The 14,691-nt window shown below is 58.4% G+C and carries 14 protein-coding genes; 5 read left to right on the top strand and 9 right to left on the bottom strand.

Features of this window, described 5'->3' with window-relative positions:
• Nucleotides 1–21 precede the first annotated feature (21 nt).
• Genes AAD018_RS00240 through AAD018_RS00225 form a run of 4 tightly spaced genes read left to right on the top strand, consistent with a single transcriptional unit; the run spans nt 22 to nt 4,192 of the window.
• Nucleotides 22–633: a paraquat-inducible protein A gene (locus tag AAD018_RS00240; RefSeq protein ID WP_367314144.1), complete on the top strand. Its 612-nt coding sequence runs from the start codon at nt 22–24 to the stop codon at nt 631–633.
• Entirely contained in the window at nt 609–1,247 is a 639-nt protein-coding gene (locus AAD018_RS00235) for a paraquat-inducible protein A (protein WP_367314235.1), read from the top strand. Before AAD018_RS00240 ends, AAD018_RS00235 begins: the two co-directional genes overlap by 25 nt.
• Nucleotides 1,244–3,628, top strand: a complete 2,385-nt coding sequence (locus AAD018_RS00230; protein ID WP_367314145.1) for an MlaD family protein — start codon at nt 1,244–1,246, stop codon at nt 3,626–3,628. Before AAD018_RS00235 ends, AAD018_RS00230 begins: the two co-directional genes overlap by 4 nt.
• 3 nt (nt 3,629–3,631) lie before the next feature.
• Nucleotides 3,632–4,192, top strand: coding sequence for a PqiC family protein (locus AAD018_RS00225; RefSeq protein ID WP_367314146.1), 561 nt, complete (start codon nt 3,632–3,634; stop codon nt 4,190–4,192).
• Here the strand turns inward: AAD018_RS00225 and AAD018_RS00220 are convergent.
• The 5 genes from AAD018_RS00220 to AAD018_RS00200 all read right to left on the bottom strand — a co-directional run bounded on the left by AAD018_RS00220 (nt 4,189) and on the right by AAD018_RS00200 (nt 10,146).
• Nucleotides 4,189–5,757 carry a hypothetical protein gene (locus AAD018_RS00220; RefSeq protein WP_412005147.1) on the bottom strand — a complete coding sequence of 523 codons (1,569 nt, stop codon included), beginning with the start codon at nt 5,755–5,757 and terminating at the stop codon, nt 4,189–4,191. The two genes, AAD018_RS00225 and AAD018_RS00220, sit on opposite strands and share 4 nt — an antisense overlap.
• Nucleotides 5,758–5,986: 229 nt before the next feature.
• Nucleotides 5,987–7,180 carry a CaiB/BaiF CoA transferase family protein gene (locus tag AAD018_RS00215; RefSeq protein ID WP_367314148.1) on the bottom strand — a complete coding sequence of 398 codons (1,194 nt, stop codon included), beginning with the start codon at nt 7,178–7,180 and terminating at the stop codon, nt 5,987–5,989.
• Entirely contained in the window at nt 7,180–8,688 is a 1,509-nt protein-coding gene (locus tag AAD018_RS00210) for a tripartite tricarboxylate transporter permease (protein ID WP_367314149.1), read from the bottom strand. The genes AAD018_RS00215 and AAD018_RS00210 overlap by 1 nt, the downstream gene beginning before the upstream one ends.
• A 3-nt stretch (nt 8,689–8,691) precedes the next feature.
• Nucleotides 8,692–9,174, bottom strand: a complete 483-nt coding sequence (locus AAD018_RS00205; protein WP_367314150.1) for a tripartite tricarboxylate transporter TctB family protein — start codon at nt 9,172–9,174, stop codon at nt 8,692–8,694.
• A gap of 3 nt (nt 9,175–9,177) precedes the next feature.
• Nucleotides 9,178–10,146, bottom strand: coding sequence for a Bug family tripartite tricarboxylate transporter substrate binding protein (locus AAD018_RS00200; RefSeq protein ID WP_367314151.1), 969 nt, complete (start codon nt 10,144–10,146; stop codon nt 9,178–9,180).
• On the opposite strand from AAD018_RS00200, the gene AAD018_RS00195 reads away from it, so the two are divergent.
• Nucleotides 10,072–11,157, top strand: a complete 1,086-nt coding sequence (locus tag AAD018_RS00195; RefSeq protein WP_459382419.1) for a LysR family transcriptional regulator — start codon at nt 10,072–10,074, stop codon at nt 11,155–11,157. The genes AAD018_RS00200 and AAD018_RS00195 overlap by 75 nt on opposite strands.
• A gap of 4 nt (nt 11,158–11,161) precedes the next feature.
• On the opposite strand, the gene comE is transcribed toward AAD018_RS00195, so the two are convergent.
• The 4 genes from comE to hisD are packed head-to-tail and all read right to left on the bottom strand — an operon-like array spanning nt 11,162 to nt 14,603.
• A complete protein-coding gene (comE, locus tag AAD018_RS00190) occupies nt 11,162–11,716 on the bottom strand; it encodes a sulfopyruvate decarboxylase subunit beta (protein ID WP_367314153.1) in 555 nt (184 codons plus the stop codon).
• Nucleotide 11,717: 1 nt separating this feature from the next.
• Complete coding sequence (locus AAD018_RS00185; RefSeq protein WP_367314154.1) at nt 11,718–12,215, bottom strand: sulfopyruvate decarboxylase subunit alpha; 498 nt, start codon at nt 12,213–12,215, stop codon at nt 11,718–11,720.
• A gap of 51 nt (nt 12,216–12,266) precedes the next feature.
• Nucleotides 12,267–13,268 carry a zinc-dependent alcohol dehydrogenase gene (locus AAD018_RS00180; RefSeq protein ID WP_367314155.1) on the bottom strand — a complete coding sequence of 334 codons (1,002 nt, stop codon included), beginning with the start codon at nt 13,266–13,268 and terminating at the stop codon, nt 12,267–12,269.
• Between the two features lie 27 nt (nt 13,269–13,295).
• The gene (gene hisD / locus AAD018_RS00175; RefSeq protein ID WP_367314156.1) at nt 13,296–14,603 is read right to left on the bottom strand and encodes a histidinol dehydrogenase; all 1,308 of its coding nucleotides are present in this window, start codon (nt 14,601–14,603) and stop codon (nt 13,296–13,298) included.
• Between the last annotated feature and the right edge of the window lie 88 nt (nt 14,604–14,691).

The raw sequence follows: 14,691 nt of genomic DNA, 5'->3' as shown, positions 1-14,691 counted from the left end.
TTCTTATTGGCGGCCCATGCCATGATCGACACCAAGGACCTGATCGCCTGCCCAACCTGCGACGCGCTTTGGCGTGCCGCCGAGCCAAAGGAAGGCGAGCGCGCCGTTTGCGGGCGCTGCCACACGGTCTTGCGCACGCCGCGCAAAGGCGAGGCGACGCGGATCACCGCGCTCGCCCTGACCGTCGCGATCCTGCTTGTGGGGACGATATTCCTGCCATTCCTGCATATCTCGGTTCGTGGCTTTTCGAATGACAGCTCGATCGTGGACGCGGCCCTTGCCTTCTCTGAAGGTCTGACGACACCGCTTGTCATCGCCACCGTTGCCATGGTCCTCCTGATCCCGCTCGGTCGCGCACTGCTTTTGCTCTATGTCGTGGCGCCAATCGCATTCACGGGCCGTCCTCAAAAAGGGGCTGCCACCGCATATCGCTGGTCCGAAGATCTCAAGCCGTGGTCTATGGCAGAGATCTTCATTCTGGGTTGCGCCGTGGCCCTCGTTAAGGTGACAAGCCTTGCCACGGTCGTCTTCGGGTCAGCCTTCTGGCTTTTTTCGATCCTCGTCATCATTACCGTTTTTCAGGACGGCTTCCTGTCCCGTTGGTCGATATGGCAAACCCTAGATCAAAGCTGATCGCGGTTACCGCGCGGGATGCCGGGCTGGTTGGGTGCACCAGATGCACTGCGGTTTGGCCGATGGATCATACAAGATGCGGCCGTTGCAAGGCGCCGCTGCAATCGCGAGATGATCGCAGCCTAAGCCGAGTCTGGGCCTGGTGGTGGGCTGGCCTGCTGTTCTATATCCCGGCCAATGTCTACCCAATGCTGATCACACGCACTCTGCTCGAAGAGCAGGAGAGCACCATTATCGGCGGCGCGATCGAGATTGCTCTCTACGGCGACATTCCGGTAGCGGCGATCATTCTGTTTGCCAGTGTCGTCATCCCGCTGTCGAAATTTGCTGCAATTGCCTTCCTGGCGATCAGCTCGCGCCGAGGGACGCGTGTTCCGGGGCAGCAACGCCATCTGCTTTATGAAGCGGTAGAGTTTATTGGCCGCTGGTCTATGATCGACGTCTTCGTGGTTGCGATCACCTCGGCGCTGGTGCAACTCAATGTTGTCGCATCGGTCACGCCTGGTCCTGCTGCGATTGCTTTTGCTTTATCGGTTATCTTTACCATGCTATCGGCACAAAGCTTCGACAGTCGCATGATCTGGGATCAGATCGAAGGAGATGAGCGCGCGTGAGCCAGCCCCCCGAGGTCGAGATTGAACCGGTGCGAGAAAGCCTGTGGCAGAGGATCTCTGTCGTCTGGCTGATCCCCCTGTTCGCCGTGCTGATCGCCTTTGGCCTTGCCTGGCAGAACTACGCTGAGCAAGGACCTTATGTTGAGGTTTACTTCAACGAAGCCACTGGGATTGAAGCTGGCGAAACGCCTGTCCGTTACCGGGACGTCGTTGTGGGTATTGTCGAGGATGTCGGCTTTACCGAAGATCTGTCACGCGTCCGTGTCGGTTTGCGGCTTGAGCCTGAAGTTGCTCCTTACGTTGATGACGATGCTCAATTTTGGATCGTGTCGGCCGAGGTTGGACCGCGCGGGGTGACAGGGCTCGAGACGGTTCTATCCGGTGCGTTCATCGAAGTGTTGTGGGACAACAATGCCGAAGGTCTGCAAGCCGAATTTGCAGGGAGCGATCATGCGCCTCTGGTTCGTCCGGGGCGTGAAGGTCTCAAGATCCTATTGCGGGCAACTTCCGGCGGAGGTTTGGTCGAAGGCACGCCTATTCTTTATCGCGGGATCGAAGTGGGCCGGATCGGCCGCCCTGTAATTTCGGAAGATGGCAATTACACAATCGCCGAGGCCTTTGTCGAAGCGCCGCATGACCGGTTGATCAACTCCTCGACCCGTTTCTGGGACACCTCTGGCTTCACATTTTCTATTGGTGCCGATGGCGCAGAGATCGATTTTCAGTCGCTCGCCGCGCTTCTCGGAGGTGGTGTCAGTTTCGATACCGTCATCTCGGGCGGTCAACCGATCAGCGACAACCAGCTCTTCCGCCTTTTCGCCGACGAGAATAGCGCCCGCAGCAGCGTTTTCGCCGATCCAGACAACGAAACACGCGTTCAGGTGATGACCGTCTTCGATTCCAATGCAAGCGGGTTGACGGTCGGCGCTCCCGTTCAGCTGGGTGGAATCACTGTGGGGGAGGTCGTCGGCCTGACCGGCCTCATCGATGAAGCCACCTTCGGTGACGTCAATGTGCGCCTTCTGGCGACGCTGGCGATCCGTCCGACACGGATCGGCCTCGAGGACGACGTCGGACGGGACGAGGTTCTCGATCTTCTCGAGACACAGGTGCAGGAGGGTCTCAGGGCGCGTCTTGCTGCCGCAAACATTCTGACGGGCGGCCTGAAGATCGAATTGACTGACATTCCGAACGCGGTCCCCGCGAGCATTGATCGCGCTGCGATCCCGTTTCCCATTTTTCCAAGCGTCGCGGCGGAGCTCGACAGCGGCGCCGCCACAGCCGAGGGAATCCTCGACCGCATCAATTCGCTTCCGGTCGAAGAGGTGCTCGCCTCTGCCATTAATCTCATGGACAATACCAGCCGTCTGTTAGGCAGCAGTGAAATCCAGGCCATTCCCGGTGAGGTAAATGGCCTCCTGCAGGACACGCGCAATCTGGTTGGATCCGAGGAGATCCAGGCGATCCCCAACCAAATCGGCGCGACCGCAGAGGCTATAGCGGAGGTCGCTCAGGATCTGCAGGCGATTGTCGATCAATTCGAAGAGCAGCAAGGGATCGAGCGTCTGCTTGCCGCAGTGGATGCAGCTGGACAGACCGCAGAAGCTTTGACGGCCCGGACGGACGGCATTCCCGATTTGATTGACCGGATCACCGATCTTGCGGCGGATCTTGATGCGCTCGATCTCGCAGGTGTCGTCAACCGGACCGAGGCTCTTCTGGCCTCGGCGGACGAGCTGATCTCATCGGAAGATACATTGGCCTTGCCGGGGCAGCTCAACGCGGCCTTGGTGGAGATCAACACCTCTCTGGCGACTTTCCGCGAAGAGCAGGGGATTGAAACGCTCGTGGCTGCGATCGAGGATGCGGGCAATGCCGCAGCGGCTCTTGAGCAATCGATGGAGCAGTTACCGCAATTTGTCGACAACATCACGCAACTGTCCGAGCGGATTCGAGATCTCCCGCTCGACGCGGCGGTGACAGAGGCCGCGGAGTTCCTTGAAAGCGCGTCGGCTCTTCTTGAAACCGACGGCGCCGCTGAGCTTCCATCGAGCCTTAACGGCGCACTAGCTGAGGTCGAGGCTGTCCTAGGGGAACTACGTGCGGGCGGTGTGGTCGAGAATGTAAACGGGGCCTTGGCCTCTGCCTCGAACGCGGCATCGGCGATCGAAACCGCGACCGAAACCCTGCCTGCCGTCATCCAACGGCTCAACGCCGTCCTGGCACAGGCCGGCGACACTCTGGCGTCTGTTGGAAGCGAGTCTAGTCTGAACGCTGAAGCTCGCGCTGCGCTTCGAGATATCCAACGCGCCGCCGATGCCGTCGCGTCCTTGGCCCGTGCAATCGAGCGGCGGCCCAACTCTCTTTTGACGGGACGGTAAATAATGCGTTTTGTGATAGCTTTTATCGGTCTTGCGTTTCTTGCGGCATGTGGCGGTGATCCCGCCCTTCGCTTTGCGGTGCCGCAAGCTCCGCCCGGTGACCGAATCGCGATCTCTGCGCGCAGTGTCGAGGTACGGGAAGTCACGCTTCCAACCTACGCCAGCTCTGAAGAGATCTTCTTTGAGTCATCGACTGGATCGATCTCTTCGGACCCCTCCCTGCTCTGGGCTGACGATCCGCGACGGGCTATGACGCTGTCTCTCTCGCGCCTGATCGGGGAGGTTACGGGAGCACAGACCGCCTCTGAACCATGGCCATTCGAAGCGTTCGCAGAGGCGAGAGTCGAGGTTCGCGTCGATGAGATGATCGCCGGAGCGAACGGTCTTTTTCGGTTATCCGGCCAGTATTTTGTCGCCAGCGACAGCAGCCGCGTCAGGGAGCGCTCGGGCACTTTCTCACTTGCAGCGCCCTACAATGCGGAACAGGGCATCCCGTCTATTGCTGCTGCAAGAGCCGCTGTTCTCCGCGATCTCGCCCGCCTGATCGCGAGTGAGGGCCTTTAGGCGCCATCCTGACATGACTGTATGCCTAAGCTGGCCACATCCGGAATGGTCTGCCTAAATGCCTCGAGAGCCAAGCGTATTTCACTCTCTCGCTCTCGCTCAATAAGGTAAAAATCGACATCTGCATATGCGGCCGTGACCGCTGGTGTAGTTAACGTCGCGATCCGGCACCATTCAGCCGGGATCGCTTCATCAAACACCTCGGTGTAGATCATCGCATAGGCAATGGTCTTATTTTCAGTCTGACCGACGATCTCTTCTGTTCTAAATTCGCCGCGCCGGTTTTTTTGACGCGCCTCCTCCGATCCCAAACCCCACAGGTCAAGAACATAAATCTCGTTCTGGTAAGACACGTAGCCGAGATCGTTGATCGCAACTGGGTAAGGAAAGAACTCCGTGGAGAAGCGGTGCATCTGATATTGTTGTGCAAATATATTCTCCGACGCTCTTGCCGTGTCATTCTGAACGCGAAGATAGGGGACCGCGACAGCCAGAATGAGAGCTGAGGTTCCAACGATCCTGAGCCATAGACGATTGGTTTTCTCACGAAGCCAGGGCCCATAGAGGTAAAGGAGCGAGACCATCGCAATTCCGACAACGTATATCTCGTACCTGCCGAACCATCCGTAGTCCCCCGCAAGAAGATGAGCGAAGACGGCAAACCCTCCAACCATACCAATCACCGTATCTGCGCGAGTCCTCGAGGGCTCGGAGATGGCTAAAACGATTAATGCAAACGCAATCAGGACAACGGCACCTGCACGACGAGCAACGCCAACCCAGAGCGTATCCTTGAAGGTGGTCAAAATGCCTGAAAACCCACCGTCAACGGCAGTCTCTGCAATCGCGGATTTCGACATGACCGAGCTGGGCAGGATTGGCAAACCCAGACGCGTCATGAAGACCACATAGGCGGTAAGGCAAAGCCCCAGCACCACACCCGTGACAAGAGCAAGCCTGATGTGCCGGTATACCACCAATGCAACAAGCGCGGCCAAGGAAAGCGCCAGACCTTCGAACCGGATGAGGGGTGCCAGCACGATGCCACTGATAAGCATCCAACTGATCCCCTGCCCATTGGCGAGGGCGATGACGCCAACCATGATCCAGAGAGAGGCAAGAATATGAAGGGGATGCTCCATCCCGGTCAGCGGTAGCGCGACCATATTCAGCGCGTAGAGAAGAAAGGGCAGAACAAATATCGCCACCATTACGGACGATTGAGCTGCGGGATTTACAGCGTGGCGCCAATAAATGCCAGCAAAGATCCATGCGACCGCCATCATGGGGAGGATGTTCAGGACAAGCGGCATCCAATTGTTCGGACCGATGGCAATCGCTCCGGCGAGGAGAAAGGGATAAATGATAGACGAGGATGGTGAGGCGTACTCTCCTTGGTTAACCCCGTATCCGCCCTGCAGGATCGTCTCTGCCAAGGAGAGATGAATGTAAGGATCATCGAGCGAATAGACCAAAAGCCCATCTGTTCGAGCGAGGCAGGTCAGCACAAGCACGGTGGTCAGAACAGAAAGCATGATAACGGCTGCGAGCTGGTACAGTCGCATCGGCCGATCAATCGATTGGGACGTAGACAAAATCGACCTCGTTCATTCGCAATCCGGAGCCGATGATCGTCGCCGAACCTGACAGCGTTCTACTACGTCGATGCCCGACGAATAAAAAGCCATTCACATCAAACTACAGTTTGGATGAGGCCTTGGACAAAGATGAGGCGAGTTTGGGGCCAATGCCTATGACAAAAAGGCCTGTACCGGTTTTGCCAGTGAAATGCGATTAGGCCGCATCCCCTTGGACCACTCCCGCTTGGAGAAGCGTTGCGATCGCTTGAGAAGCATATCCAAGCTCTTCCAAGATTTCGATTGTATCCTGACCGAGCGCGGGAGGGTCCGATCTGTGCTTGGGTTCTACATTCATAAAGCGGAATGGTAACTGCGCACCGATCTGGCCTTCGGTGCGATCCTCGGACTGGCCTGTCGGGAGGGCGATCGCGTCCGGCAGATCGCGCAACTTGGCGGCCGGGACGCCTTCCCGCCAGAGGATTTGTTCCCACTCGTCGGCATCCCGCTCCGCCAGAATCGTTCCAAGCGGTCCTGCGATAAGATCTGCATGGGCATCGCGGCCCCTGCGTGTGGATAATCGATCATCCTCGAGCCACTCGATCTGACCGAGCGCCTTGGCGAGCCTACGAAACTGCCCGTCTTCGTTTACGCCCAAACTGATATGGCCGTTGCGACAGGGAAACGTTCCCGAGGTCACCGAGCGGCTGTTGGCAGCATTGCCGCGCCGCTGGGGTACCGATCCCGTCAGTTGATAATCGGTAATCGTAGAGCTCATTAGGCTGAAAGCCGTTTCAAGCATTGAAACATCGACGAAAGAGCCTGTGTTTGTCTGGGTACGCGCGAACAATGCAGACGTCACAGCAAATGCTGCTGAAAGTCCGGTGGCGTAGTCGATAATCGGGGCACCGGTCCTTATCGGGCCGCTTTCTGCGGTTCCCGTCATCGACATGAGGCCGCTGACTGCTTGTATATTCACATCATAGGCGGGCGTATCGGCCATTTCTCCGCCACGTCCGTAGCCCGTCATCGCGCAGTGGATCAGCCGACTATTGATAGCGCGTGTTTCTTCTTCGGTGAGGCCAAGTCGCTCCAACGTCGAAGGCCGGTGGTTCTCGACCAAGACATCGGCGCTCTTCAGAAGGCGTCTGAAGACGTCGCGGCCAGTCTCTGCTTCAAGATCGATTGCAATGGATCTCTTGCCGCCGCCCTGCGTCATGTAGGCCGTGCTCATTCCCTTCGCGGCGCGCGCCTTGTCGGTCCCGCCCCGGTGCCGGATCGCATCTCCTGTGACCGGTCGCTCTACCTTGATGACATCGGCGCCAAGCATTCCAAGATAATAGGCGCAGGCCGGTCCAGCCAGGACATGGGTCCAATCGATCACCCTTATCCCGCTAAGTGGAGCAGACATCACGCATCTCCCAAAGCATGTTTACCCGCCCGGCGGCGCAGTGATCTGGTCCGCAGAAGGAGCGCCGCAACCCCGATCAGCAGGAAGGCCAGAGCGATAGGGCGGGTCACGAAGATCAGCATGCCGTTATCTGACAGGAGCAGCGACTGCCGGAACGCTTCCTCTGCTCCGCCTGCGAGCACGAACGAGATGACAAAGGCGGCGGGATTGAAGTCAAGCTTGCGCATGACCCATCCAAAGAACCCTGCTGCCACCATCACGTAGACGTCGAAAAGATTTCCGCGTGACGTGTAGGCGGCGACGAATGAGGTGAGAAATATGATCGGATAGAGGACCTGCATCGGGATCCGCGCAATGAATCGGCCGACGAAGGACGCTCCGTAATATCCGATCAGGCCGTACATCACGATACCGATGAGACCGCAGGCAAAGAGCGAGTAGATCAGCTCTCTGGATGTGAGAAAAAGCGTAGGTCCGATCTGAATCCCGTGGATAAGAAAGACGCCGATCAGAATTGCTCCGATGGTCGAGCCTGGAATGCCCAGCGTCAGCAAGGGGGCCATAGACGGCCCTGAAACGGCGTTGTTGGCCGCCTCGGGGGCGGCTACGCCTTCAAGCGCTCCGGTGCCCCATGTCTCAGGGTTCTTTGCGCGGCGCTTCCCTTCCCCATAGGCCACGAACGCGGCGATGGCCGAGCCAAGTCCGGGCAACATTCCGATGAACGCTCCAATGAACGAGGAGCGCGCGACATGTGGCAGACATGGCCGGTACTCGCTCCAGCTCAGCTGATCATTCGCCGGATCCCGCTCCGACCCGCCTAGGATTTCGGTTGGTTTTCCGCGCTCTTCGATCTGGGCAAAAACTTCTCCCAGAACGAAGATCCCGATCATCAGCGGGACAAGTCCAATCCCGTTACTCAGGTCAAAGCTGCCGAAGGTGAAGCGTTCGGTCGAGCTGATCGGATCGAGGCCGATCGTGTTGACCAGAACCCCTAAGGCAGCAGATGCCAGCCCGCGTGTGATCGACTTTCCGATGACGGATCCGATCACTACAAAGGCCGTGACATAGACGGCAAAGAGTTCGGGCGGCCCCAGCTTCAACGCAAGGGCAGCGATCCATGCGACGCCGAGGATCAAGAGGATCTCGCCGGTAAAATCGCCAATAACGGAAGAGATAGTCGCGACCTTCATCGCCTTGCCCGCCTTACCGCTCCGGGCCAGCGGATAGCCGTCGAGCTGTGTGGCAGCGGAGGCTGCTGTCCCCGGCGTGTTGAACAGGATCGCGGCGATGGACCCGCCGTAGCGCCCGGATTTTCCGATGACATAAAGAAAGGCGAGCGCCGGAAGAGGTTCCATATAGAACGTCAGCGGCAACAGCATTGCGATAGCAGCGGAGGCGGTCAGTCCCGGAATGGCTCCGACGACCATTCCTACGATTGCGGCCAGAAAGACCCATCCCAGCAGGACCGGATCGCTTAGAACCGTCCCGAGGCCAACAAAGATATCCACTGGTCAATATCCCCCAAAGACATCCAACAGATCGAACCAGTCGCCAAGCGGGGGGAAGACACCGAGCAGTTCAAAAAAGATCAGATGGTACATACCGGGGCACAGAAAGGCTGCGAGCAGAAGGCCCAAAGGATGCCGAACCCCAAAAATCCAAAGGGCGACGGGCGCTGCGACGAAGGTCGATGCCAGATACCCGAAGCGGGCCATCGCCCAGATATAAAGTAAAGACAGTCCGAGAAGCGCGAGAATGGCTGGCCCATTTCGCTTCAGCTCTGCCTTGGTCTGCGACGCCTTCGGCGAGGAAGAAATGACCTCAACTGCACCAAGACAGATCAGGACGATGCTCGCACCTAAGGGAAACATGCGGGCTCCCCAGCGACCATATTGATCGAGAGGGATCAGGAAACTTGTAATCGCGGCACCAACCCCCAGCAGGATCAGTGCCGCTCCGACGAGGCGCGGAGCAGGAGAGGGGTCCGCGCTCACCGTCTAACCCTGTGTCTTGAGGGCGTCGATGACAGGCTGGGTCGCTTCCTGCATCTCTCTTAGGCGGGCCTCCGTTTCAGCGCCCGTCAGGAAGGCCGGAACGTTCCCACGCTCTCTCATGAGTTCGGCGAACTGATCTGTCTCGGCGATCTGCTTCAGCGCCGCTTCCATGCCGGAAATGATCTCTGGATCCGTGCCTTTCGGAGCGAAGAACACGATAGGAGACGACACCGCAGCGTAGTCAAAGCCCAGCTCTTCGAGGGTTGGCACATCATCGCGGATCGGATCCCGCTCTGGCGCGACGAGAGCCAGAACGCGAAGCTCGTTCTCAAACCCGGCAGCTTGCTGGATTCCGACGAAGGCAAAGTCGACCTGCTCTCCGATCACGGCCGCCCGGGTTGGGCCGCCCCCTTTGAAGGGTACATCCTGCGCTTCCAGACCGTTCAGGTTGAGGAAGCTCTGCCCGGCCACCTGGTGGAAGCCGCCCCGGCCGTTATGAGCCCATCTCAGGCTGCCCGGATTGGACGATAGGGCGTCGACCAGATCCTGCACGGTCTGGAACGGGCTCGCTGCCGGCACGATGATAGCCGGGGTCAAATTCCCGATCTGCGCGATGATCTCGAAGCTCTCGAACGGATTGACTTCGGTCTCTCGCAGCATCGAGGTGAGAAGAAAGGATCCGGCTGACGTCACCATGACAGTGTTTCCATCCGGACGCGCGCCTGCGGCTTCCGTCGCACCGGTGATACCCGACGAGCCAGGCTTGTTCACGATTACCAGCGGGACAGGCAAGATATCCTGACCGGCTGCCGCAGCGGCTCGGGCCAGCGCATCGGTTCCACCACCGGCAGCATAAGGTAAAATTGCATTGATTGGACGTCTGGGCGTCCAGTCCGCATGTGCGAACGATGTACCGGTTACGATAAGCGCACCGGCGGCGGCTCCTGTTTTCAGGACGTCGCGTCTATTCATCTGATCCTCCCTGATCGGCCGCGTTCTTGGCGACCAGAGTACATTACCGGTTTATTCTTTGTAGAAAAAACGCAATTATTCGCAATCAATTTCGAGAAATTGGAAGATATGAATCTAAGGTCTCTTCGCGTTTTTGTTCTCATCATGGATGAAGGAACGCTCAGCCGCGCCGCCGATCGGATGAACCTGAGTCACTCCGCTGCCAGCCGCCTGATCCAGATCCTCGAAGAGGAGTTCGATGTCGTGCTATTCCTGCGCGACAAGAAGCGGCTCATCCCCACACTCGAGGCCGAACAGTTCTATCCGGAGGCGCTTCGCATTCTCTCTCAGGTCGATGACATCCCAAATGTCTTAGCGCAGGCCAGATCCGGTCAGCAGCCGCCCTTGAGGATCATTTGCCATTCCCGGATCCAGAATAGCCTCGTTCTCCCCGCGATGTTCCATATGGGAGAAGCCTTTCCAAATCAGGCGCTCAAGCTCGAGATCTACCCCAGACGGGACCTCGCCCGGCGCATTGCTCATCTGGGATACGATATCGTCATCTCTACATTGCCTCTGCCCCTCGAGGGATTGAAGCCCGAGACGCTTGGTTCGACCGAACTTGCTGTGGCGGTTTCGCGTCACCATCCTTTGGCCGCGCGCGCTTCTTTGAGCATCAAGGACCTTGCTGGATATTCCTATGTCGCTCTCGACGAGACGACCGTCATCCGGCAGATCGTCGACCGGGAACTTGCTCGTGCCGATATGTCGATCAACGTCACGCATGAGGTCTCCACCAGCGCGGCAGCCTATCGGCTGGTCTATCGCGGCAGCGGGTTCACTTTTGCGGATCCGATTGCACTCGACCCAGAACTTGAGAGCGAAATACGCCTCATCCCGTGGCGGCCTGTTGCCCGGGTCGATTTTGGCTACTTTCTGTCACCGCAATCTCGCCTACGGGAGACAGCGCAGGACTTCGCTGCGCTGCTCCGCGAGGAATTCAAGAAGCGATCCGAGGCGAGTTCGATCTAGGCGATTAAGCCTTGACCGCTTCCATGAACCGGTCCCGGATCGTGACCGGGTCCTTCGTGATGACAGGCAGCTTGATGTTGCCGCTCTCGCATTTGCTGACGATGATCGTCATCTTCCCGCTATCGATTGCCGTTTGTAGCGCCGCACCGGTCTCCTCGGCCGCGCATTCCACCACGGTGTCGCATCCGCAGGCTGCTGCGACTGCGGCAAGCGATGTCTTTTTGCCAGCATAGGTCGGCTGGTCTCCGGTCGAGCCGTAGGAGCCGTTGTCGATGATGAGCAGAATAAAGTTGTCCGCCACATTGTTCGCGATCGTTGGAAGCGTCCCGAGGTTGGTCAGTACCGACCCGTCGCCATCGATCGAGATCACGGTTTTGTCCTGCGCAAGCGCCACCCCAAGACCGATAGAGCTGGCGAGCCCCATCGTGCCAAGCATATAGAAGTTGCTCGGCTGATCATCGATCATATGCAGTTCCTGACTGGGCAGGCCAATATTGCAGACGACAAGATGATCGCGAAGGATCGGCGCGATTTCCTTGAGAATCTCTGACCGGATCATCTCAGTATCCTCCCCAAAAGGTCGCGTCCGTCAGAATGGCGACGGGCTTGTTGCACATAAACGTATATTTCAGGATCGCGTCGAATTCCTCGGCATCCTCCTGCTTATGGAAATGATAGGTCGGGATCTGCAGCTGATTCAGGAGCGCTTTGGTGTGAACGGCCATCTCGACCTGACAGGCGACGGGCTCCTTCAGCTCTCCACGATAGGAAATCAGCATGGGAAGCGGCATTCGGTAGAACTGGGTCAGCGTCACGAGTGTGTTGATCGTCACGCCGATGGCCGTGTTCTGCATGATGATGGCCGGTCGCTTACCTCCCATAAAAGCGCCGGCACAAAGCCCCATGCCCTCGTCCTCTTTGTTCGAGGGGATATGGTAGATCTCGGGGCGCGCTTCGACTTCATCGATCACGCCGCCAAGCTGCTTGCAGGGCACCGTGGTGATGAAAGACACATCATTGGCGACGAAATCGTCGACCATTTTCTTGCTGATATTCACGTCGTTGCAGCTCCTTGTCTGGCATCGTTTGCTTGGTGCGGATCGATTGACCTATGCCGGACCCCGTGGGATCAGCACGATCTTAGGGCACGGGCTGTTGCCTGCCCGGATGTCTCTGAACGCTTGTGCGCCGTTCTCTAAAGGACGACTCTCGAACCAGTCGAGAGCGCCGAGGCGACCATCGAAAATGGCCTGCGCCGTCTCGGCAAAGTCGCTGGACGTATAGGTATAGGTCCCGACAAAAGTAATCTCTTGCAAGGTCATCCGGCGAATGTCGAGACCGCCGGTATCCTCCCCCAAGCCGATATGGATGATCGCGCCGCCGGGGCGGGTCCGTGCGGAGGCGAGGGCGCGCGTGGCAGACAGACCGACACCATCAATGACGAGATCGAAGAGATCATCCGTCGCAAGGTCCTCTACGCAGAGAACTTTAAGATCGGAAACTTCCTCGAGATAGGCCCGCCGCTTGGGATTTTCTTCAACAAGGGCAGTTTCGCTTACGCCGCGTGCCCTCAGGCTCAATGCCGATCCCAAGCCGATCGCGCCCCCTCCGATGACGAGGACCCGCGGATTATCGAACTTTTCACGGAGTAGATGTTGACCAATGCGCGCACCGTGCCATCCGCAAGCGATGGGCTCCGCAAGACAGGCCTGCTCAAGAGGCACATGATCCGGCACAGAGACGAGGTTTCGCCCCGGGATCGCGATCCACTCTGAAAAGGCGCCTTGGCGAGGCGGCATCGAGATGATCTGCCGGGTGCCGCACAGGTTGTCGCGACCGGAAAGGCAAGCCGGGCAGGCGCCGCAGGTCACCAGAGGATTGATCGCCACCCGCTCTTTGTTACGCGGCCCGTCTTCGACAATGCCAGCCGCCTCGTGTCCGAGAATAAGAGGCGCGGGGCGGCGCTCGTCATGACCGAGATAGGCATGCATATCCGATCCGCAGATCCCAACCGCTTCGATCCGAACAAGATGCTCGTCGCGCCCCGGTACCGGCATCGGCATCTCGCGATACCTGAGTGTCTCGACATCGTCGTATACGAGCGCCTTCATCACCGAGTCGCGGCTCTACCGGTGGCGCTATCCATTGGCGCTAAGGTCAAAGACCTCGCCCGGGAAGTATTTGGCAAGCCGAACATCCGCCGTCCTTGCATGCCCTTCCATCCCCTCAAGGCGCGAGATCCGGGCAGTGGCTTCTGCGATGGGTTTGGCGCCGTCCCGCGTAGATCGCTGCCAGGTTACGATCTTCATGTATTTGTGGACGGAAAGGCCCCCCGTGTAAGACGCAGCGCCAGAGGTTGGCAGGACATGATTGGTCCCGCTTGCCTTGTCGCCGAAGGCAACGGTCGTCTCTTCGCCGAGGAAAAGCGATCCGTAGCAGGTCAATCGCTCGAGCCACCAATCAAGATCCTGCGCCTGCACCGTCAGATGCTCCGGCGCGTAGGCATCCGAGGTCGCCGCCATCTCCTCGCGATCGGCGCAGACCATGACCTCGGCATAGTCGCGCCAGGCCGCTGCTGCGTTCTGCCGGTTCACCTCGGGCAGGTCGGCAATCAGATCCGGAACGAGCTTCATCACCTTCTCGGCCAAAGGTCGGCTGTCGGTCACCAGCCAGACGGGTGAGTTATACCCGTGCTCTGCCTGGCCCACGAGGTCGACAGCTACGATCATCGGGTCCGCCGAGGCATCGGCTAGGATCAGGCTATCGGTTGGACCGGCAATCATGTCGATCCCGACCCGGCCAAAGAGGATCCGTTTGGCCTCTGCCACGAACTGATTTCCAGGACCCACGAGGATATTCGCTCGGGGCAATCCGAACAGCCCGAAGGTCATGGAAGCCACGCCCTGAATTCCGCCCATCGCCATGATCGTATCGGCCCCGCAGATATGTGCTGCATAAACGATAGCGGGCGCGATCCCGACATCGGGCCGCGGCGGAGAGCACGCAGTGATGTGCCTGCACCCTGCGACCTTCGCGGTTGTCACTGTCATCACGGCGCTGGCGATATGGCTGTACCGCCCGCCCGGAACATAGCAGCCTGCTGCATCTACGGGGATCGCCTTTTGGCCAGCGATAACGCCCGGGACTATTTCGACTTCGACATCTTGCGTGCTGTTCTTTTGCGCTTCGGCAAATCGACGGACATTGTCATGGGCAAATCGAATATCCGCCTTTAGCTTTTCCGGAACCAATTCGCAGGCCGCTTTGATTTCTTCAGCGCTCAGAATGATGCTGCCGTCGTAGTTGTCAAACTTCTTCGCATATTCGAGGGCAACGGCATCTCTGCCCGCTTCGATATCGGACAAGACGGTTTGAACCGTCTCGCTGACCTCGGACGCGTCCGACTTTGAGGTAAGAGCAGCCTTCTTGAGGTATTCGAGCGCCATTGCCATCCGTCCTTCGTATCGATGTCACGCAAAGTGTGGAGGCAAGAAAAGGCGAAACGCAATATGAATGACGGCGCCTTAGCCTCCG

Origin of the sequence: Aestuariibius insulae, from assembly GCF_040783535.2 — a bacterium.
Classification (GTDB): domain Bacteria; phylum Pseudomonadota; class Alphaproteobacteria; order Rhodobacterales; family Rhodobacteraceae; genus Aestuariibius; species Aestuariibius insulae.
Note: the sequence above shows the minus strand (reverse complement) of the source record. Positions and strands in the feature narration are given on the sequence as shown.

Bases quoted from the DNA above. Each gene is read 5' to 3' on its own strand.
- AAD018_RS00240 (WP_367314144.1), top strand. From the start codon at position 22: ATGATCGACACCAAGGACCTGATCGCCTGCCCAACCTGCGACGCGCTT.
- AAD018_RS00235 (WP_367314235.1), top strand. From the start codon at position 609: ATGGCAAACCCTAGATCAAAGCTGATCGCGGTTACCGCGCGGGATGCC.
- AAD018_RS00225 (WP_367314146.1), top strand. From the start codon at position 3,632: ATGCGTTTTGTGATAGCTTTTATCGGTCTTGCGTTTCTTGCGGCATGT.
- AAD018_RS00220 (WP_412005147.1), bottom strand. From the start codon at position 5,757: ATGCGACTGTACCAGCTCGCAGCCGTTATCATGCTTTCTGTTCTGACC.
- AAD018_RS00215 (WP_367314148.1), bottom strand. From the start codon at position 7,180: ATGTCTGCTCCACTTAGCGGGATAAGGGTGATCGATTGGACCCATGTC.
- AAD018_RS00195 (WP_459382419.1), top strand. From the start codon at position 10,072: ATGTGCGAACGATGTACCGGTTACGATAAGCGCACCGGCGGCGGCTCC.
- AAD018_RS00200 (WP_367314151.1), bottom strand. From the start codon at position 10,146: ATGAATAGACGCGACGTCCTGAAAACAGGAGCCGCCGCCGGTGCGCTT.
- comE (WP_367314153.1), bottom strand. From the start codon at position 11,716: ATGATCCGGTCAGAGATTCTCAAGGAAATCGCGCCGATCCTTCGCGAT.
- AAD018_RS00180 (WP_367314155.1), bottom strand. From the start codon at position 13,268: ATGAAGGCGCTCGTATACGACGATGTCGAGACACTCAGGTATCGCGAG.
- hisD (WP_367314156.1), bottom strand. From the start codon at position 14,603: ATGGCGCTCGAATACCTCAAGAAGGCTGCTCTTACCTCAAAGTCGGAC.